This window comes from Fructilactobacillus sanfranciscensis DSM 20451 (assembly GCF_001436035.1).
Taxonomy (GTDB): Bacteria; Bacillota; Bacilli; order Lactobacillales; family Lactobacillaceae; genus Fructilactobacillus; species Fructilactobacillus sanfranciscensis.
Genome location: NZ_AYYM01000024.1, coordinates 1 through 14436 on the forward strand (window position 1 = coordinate 1; position 14436 = coordinate 14436).

At 35.1% G+C, this 14436-nt stretch carries 14 protein-coding genes; 8 read left to right on the forward strand and 6 right to left on the reverse strand.

Annotated elements, in window-relative coordinates:
• Window positions 1–108 precede the first annotated feature (108 nt).
• Window positions 109–834 (forward strand): GntR family transcriptional regulator, encoded by a 726-nt coding sequence (locus FD36_RS05425; protein WP_056958600.1) that lies wholly within the window; start codon window positions 109–111, stop codon window positions 832–834.
• Between the two features lie 185 nt (window positions 835–1019).
• Entirely contained in the window at window positions 1020–3416 is a 2397-nt protein-coding gene (locus FD36_RS05430; protein WP_056958601.1) for a phosphoketolase family protein, read from the forward strand.
• 56 nt (window positions 3417–3472) lie between these two features.
• Here FD36_RS05430 and FD36_RS05435 read toward each other — a convergent pair whose 3' ends face one another.
• On the reverse strand, window positions 3473–4354 hold the full coding sequence (locus FD36_RS05435; RefSeq protein WP_056958603.1) for an RluA family pseudouridine synthase: 882 nt from the start codon (window positions 4352–4354) through the stop codon (window positions 3473–3475).
• A gap of 53 nt (window positions 4355–4407) precedes the next feature.
• Window positions 4408–4848, reverse strand: a complete 441-nt coding sequence (locus tag FD36_RS05440) for a universal stress protein (protein WP_056958605.1) — start codon at window positions 4846–4848, stop codon at window positions 4408–4410.
• A gap of 359 nt (window positions 4849–5207) precedes the next feature.
• Here FD36_RS05440 and FD36_RS05445 point away from each other — a divergent pair, with 359 nt between their 5' ends.
• The 3 genes from FD36_RS05445 (at window position 5208) to FD36_RS05455 (ending at window position 7418) form a co-directional block, all read left to right on the forward strand.
• A complete protein-coding gene (locus FD36_RS05445; RefSeq protein ID WP_056958607.1) occupies window positions 5208–6389 on the forward strand; it encodes an aminotransferase-like domain-containing protein in 1182 nt (393 codons plus the stop codon).
• Window positions 6390–6509: 120 nt separating this feature from the next.
• A complete protein-coding gene (locus FD36_RS05450; protein ID WP_056958610.1) occupies window positions 6510–6917 on the forward strand; it encodes a hypothetical protein in 408 nt (135 codons plus the stop codon).
• Between the two features lie 12 nt (window positions 6918–6929).
• Entirely contained in the window at window positions 6930–7418 is a 489-nt protein-coding gene (locus FD36_RS05455; protein ID WP_056958612.1) for a hypothetical protein, read from the forward strand.
• A 212-nt stretch (window positions 7419–7630) separates the two neighbouring features.
• Here FD36_RS05455 and FD36_RS05460 read toward each other — a convergent pair whose 3' ends face one another.
• From FD36_RS05460 to FD36_RS05470, 3 genes are read right to left on the reverse strand one after another with little or no spacing between them, the layout of a single operon-like run.
• The gene (locus tag FD36_RS05460) at window positions 7631–8170 is read right to left on the reverse strand and encodes a GNAT family N-acetyltransferase (protein WP_056958614.1); all 540 of its coding nucleotides are present in this window, start codon (window positions 8168–8170) and stop codon (window positions 7631–7633) included.
• A gap of 8 nt (window positions 8171–8178) precedes the next feature.
• A complete protein-coding gene (locus FD36_RS05465) occupies window positions 8179–9024 on the reverse strand; it encodes a hypothetical protein (RefSeq protein ID WP_056958616.1) in 846 nt (281 codons plus the stop codon).
• 12 nt (window positions 9025–9036) lie between these two features.
• Entirely contained in the window at window positions 9037–9444 is a 408-nt protein-coding gene (locus FD36_RS05470; protein WP_014081560.1) for a helix-turn-helix domain-containing protein, read from the reverse strand.
• Window positions 9445–9607: 163 nt separating this feature from the next.
• On the opposite strand from FD36_RS05470, the gene rny reads away from it, so the two are divergent.
• Window positions 9608–11200 (forward strand): ribonuclease Y, encoded by a 1593-nt coding sequence (gene rny / locus FD36_RS05475; RefSeq protein ID WP_056958618.1) that lies wholly within the window; start codon window positions 9608–9610, stop codon window positions 11198–11200.
• 32 nt (window positions 11201–11232) lie between these two features.
• On the opposite strand, the gene FD36_RS05480 is transcribed toward rny, so the two are convergent.
• Window positions 11233–12786, reverse strand: a complete 1554-nt coding sequence (locus FD36_RS05480; protein WP_056958620.1) for a bifunctional metallophosphatase/5'-nucleotidase — start codon at window positions 12784–12786, stop codon at window positions 11233–11235.
• A 233-nt stretch (window positions 12787–13019) separates the two neighbouring features.
• Here FD36_RS05480 and spx point away from each other — a divergent pair, with 233 nt between their 5' ends.
• Window positions 13020–13418: a transcriptional regulator Spx gene (gene spx, locus FD36_RS05485; protein WP_056958622.1), complete on the forward strand. Its 399-nt coding sequence runs from the start codon at window positions 13020–13022 to the stop codon at window positions 13416–13418.
• 49 nt (window positions 13419–13467) lie between these two features.
• Complete coding sequence (locus FD36_RS05490) at window positions 13468–14280, forward strand: Cof-type HAD-IIB family hydrolase (RefSeq protein WP_056958625.1); 813 nt, start codon at window positions 13468–13470, stop codon at window positions 14278–14280.
• The last annotated feature ends 156 nt before the right edge of the window (window positions 14281–14436 follow it).

The window sequence follows — 14436 nt, forward strand, 5'->3', positions numbered from 1 at the left end:
TGAACCCCATAAGTTGGACAAGAATCTAACTTATGGGGTTCATATCAGGAATCCTTTTTTTGATTCTGCTATACTTTAGATATTAATAAAGAACGAGGTAGTTGTTCAGTGGCTGATTTAGTTTATAAAAAAGTAATGCAAAATTTGAAAGATCGAATTCGGGCTAATGATTTTGAAAATAATCGTTTACCTGATGAACGAACGTTAAGTGAAGAATTAGGAGTTAGTCGAAGTTCAATTAAACGTGCTTTGGGAATTTTAGCCGAAGAGGGCGTGATTTTTAAAAAGCGCGGATCGGGAACTTTTGTTAATCCATTGTATTTAAAAAATAAATCTATTTTTCGCTATGAGGGCTCAAACTTAGGGATTACCAATAACTTGAAAAAGGAAGGGTATAATCCAACCATTAAAGTACTTGATTTTAAGGTGATTCCAGCTTCAAAAGAAGTTAAAGAAAATTTATTTTTACAATCTGAAGAGTTTGTATACGAAATTAAACGACTTCGTTTATTAAATGATCAAGGAATTATTATTGAAAATAGTTATATTCCAATTAAGATTGCTCCGGCATTAACAAAAGAAATTGTGAGTCATTCTTTGTTCGATTATTTTGCCAAAGAATTACATCATACGGGGACCAAATCTTTTATGTCAATTGAAACTCAACCTTCAAATAAAAATGATCAAGCCCTTTTAGACTTAAAACCGACAGAACCAGTTGGCATTATGGAAGGAGTCTTTTTCCTAGATGATGGGACACCTTTTGAAGTTTCTACAATGCGAATTCACTACAAATATTTTAGTTACAATACGTTTGTTAATCTCTCAGATTAGCTTTCTAGGAAAGCGGATACAACGCTTGCAACATCACATTTGAAATTGATACGTACCAATTTCAAAAAGTTTGACTTTTTGTGAAATGTTGTTAATATAGATTGTGTAGCTGAGTTAGATTTTTAACTTAATCATATTTTAAAATCAATCATTTGGTTGATGATTATTAAAAGGAGTGTTATTGCATGTCAGTAGATTACAATTCAAAAGAATACTTTGACAAAATGAAGCAATACTGGAACACTGCCAACTATCTTTCAGTTGGTCAATTGTTCTTGCGTGCCAATCCTTTATTGAAGAAGCCTTTGACTTCTGAAGATGTAAAGGTTAAACCAATCGGACATTGGGGTACAATTGCATCACAAAACTTTATTTACACACATTTAAACCGTGTAATTAACAAGTATGACTTAAACATGTTCTATATCGAAGGTTCAGGTCATGGTGGTCAAGTAATGGTTTCTAATTCATACATGGATGGAAGCTATTCAGACATTTACCCAGAAATTACTGCTGATGAAGCAGGAATGGCTAAATTATTCAAACAATTCTCATTCCCAGGTGGTATTGCATCTCATGCTGCTCCTGAAACACCAGGTTCAATTCATGAAGGTGGAGAATTAGGTTACTCACTTTCTCACGGTGTTGGTGCTATCTTAGATAACCCTGACGTTATTGCTGCCGTTGAAATTGGTGATGGTGAAGCTGAAACTGGTCCTTTAGCTGGATCATGGTTCTCAAGCTCATTCATTAACCCTGTTACAGATGGTGCTGCACTTCCAATCATTAACTTAAATGGTTTCAAGATTGCTAACCCAACTATTTTCAACCGTACTTCTGACGAAGACTTACGTAAGTACTTCGAAGGTTTAGGTTGGAAACCTTACTTTGTTGAAACTAACGAACCTCATGGTACTGACGTTGACGAAGCAAACGTTAACTTAGCAAAAGCTATGGATTCAGCTATTGAAGACATCTTAGCAATTCAAAAGAATGCTCGTGAAAACGAAACTGCTGAAACTGCTACTCGTCCACAATGGCCAATGATTATCTTCCGTTCACCAAAAGGTTGGACTGGTCCAGAATACAACGCTGAAGGTCTTCCTATCGAAGGTTCATTCCGTGCTCACCAAGTTCCACTACCTCTATCAGCTGATGATATGGGTACTGTTGATGAATTTGTTAAATGGATGGAAAGCTACAAGCCAGAAGATTCATTTAACGAAGATGGTAGCCTTAAAGATTACCTTAAGGAATTAGCTCCTAAGGGTGACAAACGTATGTCAGTTAACCCAATTACTAATGGTGGAATCAATCCTAAACCATTAGACTTACCTGATTACCGTGATTATGCTTTAAACATTGAAACTCCAGGTCAAATGGAAGCAATGGACATGGTTGTATGGTCAGCATGGGTTCGTGATACTATGAAGAAAAACCCTACTAACTTCCGTGCCTTTGGTCCTGATGAAACATGGTCAAACAGAATCTGGGATATCTTCGAAACTACTAACCGTCAATGGGAACGTACAATCGATGATCCTTATGATGCACACATGGCTCACTATGGTCGTGTTATTGACTCACAATTATCAGAACATGATGATGAAGGTTGGTTAGAAGGTTACGTATTAACTGGTCGTCACGGTTTCTTTGCTACTTATGAAGCATTCGGTCGTGTAGTGGATTCAATGCTTACACAACACTTCAAGTGGTTAAGAAAAGCTGCTGAAATGGAATGGAGAAACCAATATCCTTCATTGAACTTTATTGATTGTTCAACTGTATTCCAACAAGATCACAATGGCTACACTCACCAAGATCCAGGTCTTATCAACCATCTTGCTGAAAAGAAACCAGAATTCATTCGTGAATACTTCCCAGCTGATGCTAACACATTATTAGCTGTTTCAGATGTAGCTTTCTCAGATTACGAAAAGATTAATTTGATTACTACTTCAAAACACCCTCGTCCACAATGGTTCAATATTGACGAAGCTTCAAACCTTGTTAAAAATGGTTTAGGTTACGTTGAATGGGCTTCTACAGACCAAGGTGCAAAACCTGATATCGTTATTGCTACTGCTGGTGTTGAACCAACACTTGAAGCATTAGCTGCTGTATCAATCTTACACAAACGTTTCCCAGAAATGAAGATTCGTTTCATTAACGTTGTTGACTTGTTGAGATTACGTAATCCTAAGTTCGACCCTCGTGGTTTAACTGACGAAGACTTTAACAACTTGTTCACAACTGATACTCCAATCTTGTTTGCATTCCACGGTTTCGAAGATATCATCAGAACTATCTTCTTCGATCGTGACAACAAGAATGTTGATGTCCACGGTTACCGTGAAAATGGTGATATTACTACACCATTTGATATGCGTGTTCTTAACCAACTTGATCGTTTCGATTTGGCTAAAGATATCGTTAAAGACATCCCTGGTTTAGCTGAAAGCAACATGGACTTCATTCAAGAAATGAACGATATGATTGACAAGCACAACCACTACATTAGAACTGAAGGTACTGATTTACCAGAAGTTACTAACTGGAAATGGGAACCACTTAACAAATAATTTAATTAGTTGTTAAAAATAAAAAGAGAACTCGTTCGAGTTCTCTTTTTTTGTGGTTAAATTTTCATTTCTGATGGAAGTGGGGCAGTAACATCTAATGAATTGTGATAAAACGGAGTCTTCATTTCCACTTTCCATGAATGCAATAACATTGGCTTTTGTAAATTAGCTTTCACATCGTAAAGGGGATCATTGATAATTGGGTGATTTAAACTAGCTAAGTGAACGCGAATTTGATGTGTTCGGCCAGTTTCTAATTGAACCTTTAACAATGAATTACCTGCTACTTCTTTAACGACTTGATAATGCGTGATAGCCCGTTTAGCATCCTCACCATTAATTTTACGCTTGCGTTGGTCCGTCAAATCACGACCAATTGGTAAATTAATAGTACCCGATAATTGTTTGAAATGTCCTCGAACCCAAGTTAAATAAGTTCGTTTAACTGCTTTTTCTCTAATTAATCGAGTTAATATAGGAACAACAACTAGATTTTTCGCAATGATTAATGTACCACTGGTTTGTTGATCTAATCGATGAACAATGTAAGGTTGTTGGGGATCGAGATAGCCAGCTGCATAGTTTAAGGTTGCATGACTTTCGTCTGGCTGGTTAGCATGCGTCTTATCTCCTCGATCTTTATTCACAATCATGAAATCTTCGTTTTCCCAAAGGACCTTTAATGGCTTAGATTGATCAACAATCAACGGTTGGTGTGGAGCAGTGAAGTCTTCAGCTGTAAAAGTTAAATCAATTTGATCACCAGCATGAATTTTAAAATTCATTGGTAAATATTTTTGATTAACTTTAACGCGGAAATGCGTTCTAAGCGAAAAAATCAGATGTTTAGGTAGTAATAAGTAATCGCTTAAATATGCTCTTACAGATTGATTATCGAAGCTATTTGGAACCTTTAACTGATAATGATAAACTGACATAATTTTCTCCAAAGAAAAAGGTCCATCGGATGATGGGCCTTTTTAATAATTAATTATTTAACGATTAAAACATCGGGTTTTGCAACTCTAACGACATAGTTAGTAACAGAACCTACTACTAATCTTTCAACAGCTGTAAGTCCAGTAGCGCCAATTACGATTAAATCATCGTTATGATCATTAGGAAATTCTTGAGCAATAATTTTCTTTGGGTTACCAAAACGCATGTGAATTGAAACATCGCTTAAACCTTGTTTAATAGCAGTTTGCTTTAAAGTTTCGAGAATTTCTTTAGTTTGATCAGTTAGTTTATAAACGGTGTCAGCTGAAACTGCATTACCGTAATTACGGTTAAACTGGGTTACTTGAATAACGTTTAAAATATCCAAATGACTACCATTTTGTTTTGCAAGTTCAATTGCTCTATCTAATACGGGCATCGTATCTTCTCCGCCATCAACTGGAGCTAAAATACGTTCATAGTTTTTTGCCATTTCGATCACCTCGTAATTTCTATTTCCTATAGTATAACATTTTTCCAGTTAATCTATAAGAATTTTCCTTTGAAGTAGGAGCACTTTTAATTTGTAAACTAAATACGAATTATAAGTTCAAAAAAAATCATATTTTAAGTTTTTTGTTGACACTTTTACTTTAAAATGATCAAATGATAACAACTAAAAGGGAAGAAGCTCAGATAATGTAACTAAAAATTCAGCTAGTTATGTTGACAATTCTATGGTTGCTTAACTGTGTGGTTAGTCAGAATTTCTTTGATAAATTCTGAAAAGCCCATTAAACAAGCAATCGTTGATGAGCTTTTTAATTTAATTGATGTGTAGGAGAAAATATTATGACATTCAAATATTCAAACAGCGTACCAAAAAGTAATGAAAATGCCACTGCTGATATTTTAAAGGCTGCTTCAGATCCCAAAGTAATTTCATTTGCAGGTGGTTTGCCAGCTGCAGAACTTTTTCCAGTTGAACAAATGAAAGCTGCTTCGGATAAGGTTTTTGACTTATATGGTCAGGAAGTTTTGCAATACGCTAGCACCCTTGGCTATCTTGGACTACGTAAAGAAATTGTGAAAATGATGAAAGAACGTGCTGTTGAAACGTCAGTTGATAACATTGCGGTTACTACTGGATCACAACAAGCCATTGATTTAGTAGCACGAATGTTGATTAATCCTGGTGACGTGGTCATTACAGAAGACCCAACTTATCTAGCAGCGATTGATGTTTTTAAATCTTACGGTGCTGAAATGGTCGGAGTTCCAATGGATGAAGACGGAATTAAGACTGATGCCTTAGCAGAAACTGTAAAGAAATATCCCGAAGCTAAATTCATTTACACTATTCCTAACTTCCAAAACCCAACTGGGAGAACGATGGCGATTGAGAGACGTAAAGAATTAATTAAAATTGCTAATGAAGCTGATCTTCCTGTCTTAGAAGATGATCCTTATGGTGCAATTAGATATGCTGGCAAATTTTTACCTTCATTGAAACATTTCGATACAGAGGGACGGGTAATTTATTTAAGTTCTTTTTCTAAAATTCTAGCTCCAGGAATGCGTTTAGGTTGGATAGTTGCTAGTCAAGATTTTATGGCTAAGTTTGCTTTATTAGAACAAAATGCTGATTTACACGCCGATAATTTAGCACAATACGTTGTTGCGCAATTCTTACAAGATGTTGATGTAACGGAACATATTAAGAAAATTACTGATGTTTACGAACACCGGGCTACTTTAATGTTGCAAGAAATTGACAAACAATTCCCTAAAAACGTGCATCACAGTATTCCACAAGGGGGAATGTTTATCTGGGTCGAAGTTCCAGGTGTTGATACTAAACAATTATTTGATGAATGTATCAAACATGATGTAGCCTTTGTCCCTGGATCTGCTTTCTTCGCTAATGAAGAACAACCAGGAACGTTCCGGATGAACTTCTCCAACATGAACGATGAACAAATCGTTGAGGGAGTTAAACGGATGGGTGCAGCAATTAAAGCGGTACAAAATTAAGTTTAATAAGCAAAAAAGAGAACTCTTGTGAGTTCTCTTTTAATTTGAAGTGATTTTTTTGCATTGAGATTGGTATCAGCAACAAAATTTCGCTCTACTAAACTTAGAGGATGAATATTTATGCAAACAATTAAAATGATAGTGTGGTCATTGATTTCTTTACTAATGTTTTTAGTGTTGAACTACATCATGCATTTACCAGCCATTGGCATGCAATCCAGTGACTTAATGCGAACCAATTTAATGGCCATTGGACTTTTTGGAATTCCGTTATTATTGACGGTCTTTCGTTTAAGAGTTGGTTTTTATTTCTTAGCGCTGATCCAATTGATTTACACCGTGGGTTACTTTAGTGCAGCTTATCAAGTTACCATGTTAAGTCATGCTCATGTGCTTAGTAAAATTGCCGTTATGGTGGTCGTTATAATTGCTTTATTAATCAACGTTTATTGGTTTATGTTGGCTTGGAAATTTCGAAAAGCCACCACTAAAGCACGAACAGAACGTTACATGAAATATAGAAAATAGATAGGTGAAAAAATGAAAATTGAAGAAGCAGATTTCATTGCAGAAGCATCAGCAACTGAATATGCCATTAAAAACTTTGAAACTACGTTAGCAGATTTAAAAAAGAAGCCAGCTCAAGTCTTACAACCCATGTGTGATTTTATCGAAGCAGGGATTAATTCTGATAAAATCAGTAGTGCAGAATTATTTTTGCCTAAAAGTGATATTACGATTAAGCTTCAAATGTCGATCATTAACTTGCCGTTAGAATACGCCAAGAATATTAATAAAATTATGGTGGGTGATGGAGTCGTACCAGTTAACGTCTATATGATTATCGCTTCACCATTCATTAATAAATCTAAAATGCGAATTGACGAGTTAGCACTTTCTGATGAATTTGTGAAAAATTTGCCGGACATGGTCACTCAATTTGTCGATTGGACCAAGCTCCAGCTGGATCAAATTGAAGCCCATGAAGCAGAAGCAGCCGATGAAAAATCAGAAGATACTGCAGATTAGCTATTTTAGGATAGCTGTGGTATACTATTTATATGCGAAGAGCCGAAATAAGCATAGCTTATTTTTTTTGCTAGGAACCATGTTTTCCGCCGAATTGCGGATGGTTTGATTAGATAGACGATGTGAACGTCCCTAATCCGTTTGAATTTATTCAAATGCCTACGAAAAAAGAGGATTGACATTTATGTCAGTCCTCTTTTTTTTGGTTTAAATTATTTATCGTAATTAGTTCGAGTAAGGCCCATGTAATAAGCATCATGGTAACCTCCCATGGCATAAAATTGGTCTTTAATGGTTCCTTCGGTTTCAAAGCCTAGCTTTTTATAGATATGCACGGCAGCAGCATTTTCCACATCGACATATAAGTATAATTTGTGCATGTTATAAATCTGGAACATGTGGTCAATCATTTGTTGAAAAGCAATTTGCGCATAACCGTGACCTTGTTGTTTATCTAACATCGTGATTTTAATTTCACCAACACGCGCAATTTGATCAATATCAATCACTTCAACTAAACCAACTTTAATTTGGCGTTCAGCCATTCCTGATTCAGTAACGTTGATGGTCATACTAACGACATCATCAGCTTTGATGTGAGTATCAATAAATTGAGTTAGTTCGTCTTCATTAGCAAAAGGGGGACGGAACCAATAACGTAAAGTTGAAGGTTGTAAAAAAAGGTTACGGACTAAATTTTCATCTTCTGTATCTTTACTGAGAGGTAATAAATTTACTTGTTCGTTGAGCATAATTTCTCCTATTTAACTAGATAAACTTGATCATGAATTAGATCAAAGTGAGGGTAGTATTGGTTTAAAGTATCGATCCCAGTATTTTTTACAAATTCAGCATTTTGCCAAAATGTTTTGGAGTTAGTAGCACCGTTTTTTTCACCAATCACAATTAGTTGAACTGGGTTACCATCTTTACGAATGGCTTCTAATAATTCATTATCAATTGGTACGCCATCTGGTGACCAACACATAATGATGTAATCAACTTGATCTTTGTACTTATGATAGGCATCTAATGCTGAAAGCTTTTCAATCGGAACTAATTGGTGTTTGCCAGTTTCGTTTTCTTTTTGCCATTCCAAACTATCAGTAGTGATAATGTTAGCACGATGGTCTTTTAGGCCTTTAGAAATATAACCATTTCCGGCCATGATTTCTAATGTGGGCTTACCATCTAAAAATTTAGCTAACTGATTAGTGAAAGAAGAAGAAATATAAGCCCACATACCGTATTGTTCTTCTAAATAATCCCGAAAACCACGAAGCTGTTGATCTAGCTTGGGAAGGTCATTCGATAGCTTATCCCACTCTGCATCACCTTCGGGATTTCCAAAATCATACTTTTGGTTAATTTTTTGGTAGATTTGATCTTGAATGTCATCAGGTAACTGTAAGTTTGGTAAATCTTGGGGTAATTGTTTTAATGATAAGAGATGGTCCGCCATAAGAGCATGATTAAGTAGGAAATTAATCTCAGGATAGTCGTTAAATTCATCTCTAAATTGATTTAAACTTTGGATATAAGCGGGAACGGCTGGCTTAATTTGCTTATTTTTCTTCATTTTTTTAAGTAATTTTTTGCGATTCATCAGCTTAGCTCCTTAATAACCAAGGTCTAATTCTTCTTGATGATCATGGTCAGTTGCTTTCCGTTCTTTTTTACCATGAAGGTACCCATCAATTAATTGATAGATTTCATATCGATCAGATCCACTAATGGGTTGTTCATTAAAATATAAATCAGTTCCAGAAATAAATAGTTTTGAAATATCAATATTTTCACTGTCAACGCGTCCACTAATATAATCCATGGAAACATTAAAATATGTAGCGAGTTTGCGAACTTCGATATAGGATGGATTTCGAATACCACGTTCCCAATTTCCAATTTGAGAAGCAGTATTTTCGTGAGCTTCATCAGTAGCAAACATTTTGTTTAGTTCATCAGCCAGTTCTGCTAAGGTGATGTGACGACCACTCCGCAAGGCTTTTAATCTTTCTGGAAACATACCTAAGCTCCTTAATGTGTAAATTCATTTATCTTTATTATAACCTAATTTATTGTCAAAAGAGAATGACTGGTTCGTTTAAAAATGACAAGTTAAATGGTATGATTAAGATAAATAGAAAAATCGAATTTTAAAATTTAAAAATAGAGAGAGGGAAAGCTCAATGCAAGTCCTTTTAGTTGCCATTGTTTGTATGGTACTGAGTGGCGTGGTTGGTTATGTTTTGCAAAATAAGCAACTTAAATTACGTCTTTCTGTAGCTGAAAAACAGGCGGAAGAAATTGAAAAAAATAATCAGAATCAAATCAAAACTGCTGTTGCTGAAATTAACGCAACTAATGCAGAAGAATTACAACAATTACAAAATGACGAAGAATTAGAAATTGAAGAACAAAAAACAGAAAATGAAGCTCGTAGCCATCGTCTTGATTTTCGGGAAAAAAGCTTAGAAGGTTCAGAAGCTCGATTAAATAAAAGTCAACAATTGTTGGAAAATCATCAAGCCGAAAATAATAATATGAAACAACAAGTTGCTGAAACAAAACAAAAGGCTCGTGATTTAAAACAGGTTCGTGAAGATACAATTTATGAAAAAAGTAAGTTAACCCCTGAACAGGCTAAACAAGTAATTTTAACGAATACTGAAACCACTTTGAATCGTGACTATGAAGTTACAGTTCGGGAAAATCATGATGATATGGTTTTAAATGCCGCTAAAGAAGCGCGTAATTTAATGATGGAATCAATCCAAAGTGGGGTGCAAGATGTTCCGCGTGAGCATATTGAACGTAATATTGTGATTCCAAATGCTGGAATTAGAAATAAAATTACCGGTCATGATGAACAACGTTTACGTTTAATTGAATCATTGACCGGAGTGGATTTGATTTTCCATCCTGAACATGAAGAAATTTTGATTATTAGTACTAACGATCCAATCCGTCGCGAAATTGCGCGTAATGCCATCAATGAATTAATTACAGCCCGTTCTTTGAATAGTGGGGTAATTGAAAATATGATTGCAGAAGCTGAACGTCATGTGATGGATAATCTTCGTGTCTTTGGTGAAGAAACTTGTGCTAAACTTCATCTTGGTTGGGTTCATCCTGACATGATGAAGATTTTAGGCCGCTTAAAGTATCGGACTAGTTATGGTCAAAATGTCTTACAACATTCGGTAGAAGTTGCTGAATTATGTGGCATTATGGCGGCTGAGCTCGGGATAAATGTACGCTTAGCTAAGCGGGCAGGAATGTTTCATGATATTGGAAAAGCAATTGACCGCGAAGTTAACGGAACTCACGTTGAATTGGGTGTTAAGATTGCCGAAGCGTATGGTGAAGATCCAATTGTCGTTAATTCAATTGCTTCATCTCATGGAGACATCGAAACTGATAATTTAATTGCTATTTTAGTAAAAGTAGCGGATTCAATGTCGGGAGCACGTCCAGGAGCTCGAAGTGAATCGGTTGAAGAATACATCAATCGTTTGAAGGGACTTGAAAGAATTGCTAACTCTCATGAAGGAGTTAAGGAAAGTTACGCAATTCAAGCCGGTCGTGAAATTCGAATCATCGTTAATCCAAAAGTAGTCGATGATGAAATGAGCCAAAAGATTACTGAAGAAGTTTGCGAACAAGTCGAGAACGAACTTACTTATCCAGGTAAAATAAAAGTTACTACAATTAGAAAATTATCTGCTGTTGAATATGTTGGTGGAAAACCTGCACCAAAGAAAAAACAACACGTTAGCTAACAAAAAGGAATTCCATGATTGGAATTCCTTTTTTATTTAATGACTTTGAAGTTACGAGTTTTATCAGCATCAATATTGGGATGTTGTTTGAGATATCTCGCAATTAAATTACTCATGGTAACAGTGTTATATTTAATGACTTTATCTTCATTATACATTTGATAATGACCACCACCAACAGCACGGTATGCGTTTAATGCAACCTTTAACTTCATTTTGTTAGTGATTGGTTTGCCATGATATGTTGGATTAAGTACCCGATGGCCGATAGGATTGGAAACCTTAATGGTGTAATCAATTCCAGCGTACATATCATAATTGTAATCGCGAATCTTAGGGTGATGGTATTTAGGATCAACAATAATTTGATCATTTTTAATCATAAAGTATTCTGTAGTTTTTTCTAAAGCTGCCTTTAAGTCAGCACCAGTAATTTCGACTAATGCTAAGGTATTTGGATAAACGTAGTTAGTAATGATGTTCCTCATCGTAATTGGGTTTTCAAATCCACGGGCTTCATTAGAGAACAATGCAGTAGCTGAAATATCACAACCCATTGTCTCCATTTGCACTTTTTGGATGAAATTAATGAAAGCTGATCCGTGAATTCTAACTTGGAAAGGATCATCATAATGCATTGAACCTTCAATTCGAGCAAGTGGTTCGGCTAACCATTTTTCAACTTGATTTTCAACTGGCTGGATGACTTCTTTAACTACTTTATCTGGTTTTTCTTCACCAGTCTTAATGATTTTTTGAGTACTGTGGGCCACAACATATTTGCCATTTTCTTTTTCAATGGTTAGTTGGATTTTACCAACATAGTTACCACGGTGTCCGGGTTGGACATAAGGAATCCCGAAAAGTTTACCCGCTAAAGCACGATGCTGATGACCAGTTGCCATGACATCAATTCCAGGAACTTTTTGCATAATTTCGTATGCTTCGTTTTCACCATCAATCTTATCGTTGGGATTACCAGTTCGTAAGTCTCTTTCAAAACCACCATGATATAAAACCACCACGATATCTGCTTTTTTGCGCATTTCGGGGATGAATTTTTGGGCAGCTTCCAGAGCTGAAGTAAATTTCAAACCGGCGACACTTGCTTTATTTTCCCAAGCATCAACTGATTGAGTAGTTAAACCAATTACTCCGACTTTTAAGTCCCCATATTGTTTAATTTCGTATGGCTTACCAAAAGCAGATTCACCATTTTCGTTTAAAATATTGGCAGATACAAATTTTCGTTTTGCTTTTTTAATGGCGTTTCGTAAATACGCTTGACCGTAATTAAATTCATGATTACCAATGGTACCAAAATCATAATCGACTGTATTAAAGGCGTCGGTAATGGCACTTGGCTGACTATTATTTTGTACTTCAGCTTGATAGTATGCTAAAGGCGAACCTTCAAGAAAATCACCGTCATCTAAAATTAGAGTATTTTCTGCTTTTAATTGTTCTTTTCGAATCGTTGAGGCTGCTTTTTCAAAACCAAATGGCATATTAGCATTTGGCTTAACATAGTTAGTTGGAGCAAGGTAACCATGTGTGTCACTGGTAGTTAAAATCGTTAGTTTCATATGCAGCCTCCATATTAGGTTTGTGTAATGTATAAATTATAATATTAATCTACCATTGTGTAAATTTATTACTAACATTCTCTAACTAATTCCTAAAAAACGATAATAATTCATTAAGTATTGTAAAGTTTATTGACGAAAAGTTTGGTTATGATATAGTTAAGGTGTTAGATAAATAGTCAAGATTTATCTAACACCTTACACGTCTTTCAATATGAGGAGGTTGTTTTAATATGTTGAACTTATATGTTGCCCCTAGTAGTGCTTCAAGCCGTAAAGCTCGCACTTGGTTAAAGGATCACGAAATTTCATTTAAGGAAAGAAACATTAATTCAAAACCATTAAATACTGATGAAGTTAAATGCATTTTACGCCTAACAGAAAATGGTAGTGAGGATATTATTTCAACTAGATCGAATATTTTCAAGAAACTTCATCTTGATTTAGATGATCTTTCATTAGGTCAATTGGTTGATTTACTAGTTAAGTATCCAGATTTAATCAAGCGTCCGATTATCTTTGATGATAAACGTCTTGAAGTTGGATACAATGAAGAAGAAATCAGAAGATTTTTACCTCGTGATATCAGACAAGCTGAACTTAAACAATTAGAAGAAAAACTTAGAGCATAAAAAAATGAATACGTCCCTTGGGGCGTTTTTTTGATATGGAGAAATAAAGATGATTAAAATGATTGCGTTAGACTTAGATAATACTTTGCTAACTTCAGACAAAACGATTAGTAAAGTTAATGAAAATAAATTAAAAAAATTACATCAAGCAGGGATTAAAGTCGTGTTATGTACGGGACGTCCGATTAATGCGATTTGGAAATTTATTGAACAATTAGGACTTGATGATGAAGACGATTATACCATTACTTTCAACGGAGGCTTGGTAGTTCACAATCGTGATAAGGCTGAATTATCTAGAACCGGAATGAGTAAAAAACAATTGGAACCGCTTTTTACTTATGCTAAAGAAAAGGGATATCCATTAGATATTCTTGATTTTAAACAAGTTTATCCTATGTCAGAATTAAACCCTTCCATTTATCATCAAATGTTGGCCGCAAAAATGGATTTTATCCCAACTAAATTTAATGATTTGTCAGATAAATTGTATTCAAAGGCAATTATGGCAACGACACCGAAAATCCTAGATGAAGTTGTTGCAAACATGCCTAAATCAATTTCAGAAAACTACCATATTGTGAGATCACAAGATCGAATTTTAGAATTTTTACCTACTAACAGTGATAAAGCGGCCGGATTAGAAAAACTATTACACCATTTTGGTTGGGACTTCTCTAATTTAATGGCATTTGGCGATGCTGAAAATGATGCTGGAATGTTAGAACATGCTGAAGTTGGAGTTGCAATGGAAAATGCGATTCCAGCAATTAAAAAAATTGCCAATGCAGAAACCTTATCTAATGATCAAGATGGGGTCGCCGTCTTTTTAAAAAACTATTTTAAAACTTTAAACAGCTAAATTCTTAACTTTATTTTACTTAAAAATCATTAAAATCTTAATATTTTATAAAAAACATGTTGACTTTCTTTTAAATTAAGGCGTAATTATAAAAAAAGAAATCGGAGACATGTTATGAAAAACTCAATGATGAACTTTGGATGTAAGCTGATTCCT

Excerpts from the sequence above, each read along its gene's own strand:
- FD36_RS05430 (WP_056958601.1), top strand. The coding sequence starts at position 1,020 with ATGTCAGTAGATTACAATTCAAAAGAATACTTTGACAAAATGAAGCAA.
- FD36_RS05435 (WP_056958603.1), bottom strand. The coding sequence starts at position 4,354 with ATGTCAGTTTATCATTATCAGTTAAAGGTTCCAAATAGCTTCGATAAT.
- FD36_RS05440 (WP_056958605.1), bottom strand. The coding sequence starts at position 4,848 with ATGGCAAAAAACTATGAACGTATTTTAGCTCCAGTTGATGGCGGAGAA.
- FD36_RS05445 (WP_056958607.1), top strand. The coding sequence starts at position 5,208 with ATGACATTCAAATATTCAAACAGCGTACCAAAAAGTAATGAAAATGCC.
- FD36_RS05450 (WP_056958610.1), top strand. The coding sequence starts at position 6,510 with ATGCAAACAATTAAAATGATAGTGTGGTCATTGATTTCTTTACTAATG.
- FD36_RS05455 (WP_056958612.1), top strand. The coding sequence starts at position 6,930 with ATGAAAATTGAAGAAGCAGATTTCATTGCAGAAGCATCAGCAACTGAA.
- FD36_RS05460 (WP_056958614.1), bottom strand. The coding sequence starts at position 8,170 with ATGCTCAACGAACAAGTAAATTTATTACCTCTCAGTAAAGATACAGAA.
- FD36_RS05465 (WP_056958616.1), bottom strand. The coding sequence starts at position 9,024 with ATGAATCGCAAAAAATTACTTAAAAAAATGAAGAAAAATAAGCAAATT.
- FD36_RS05470 (WP_014081560.1), bottom strand. The coding sequence starts at position 9,444 with ATGTTTCCAGAAAGATTAAAAGCCTTGCGGAGTGGTCGTCACATCACC.
- rny (WP_056958618.1), top strand. The coding sequence starts at position 9,608 with ATGCAAGTCCTTTTAGTTGCCATTGTTTGTATGGTACTGAGTGGCGTG.
- FD36_RS05480 (WP_056958620.1), bottom strand. The coding sequence starts at position 12,786 with ATGAAACTAACGATTTTAACTACCAGTGACACACATGGTTACCTTGCT.
- spx (WP_056958622.1), top strand. The coding sequence starts at position 13,020 with ATGTTGAACTTATATGTTGCCCCTAGTAGTGCTTCAAGCCGTAAAGCT.
- FD36_RS05490 (WP_056958625.1), top strand. The coding sequence starts at position 13,468 with ATGATTAAAATGATTGCGTTAGACTTAGATAATACTTTGCTAACTTCA.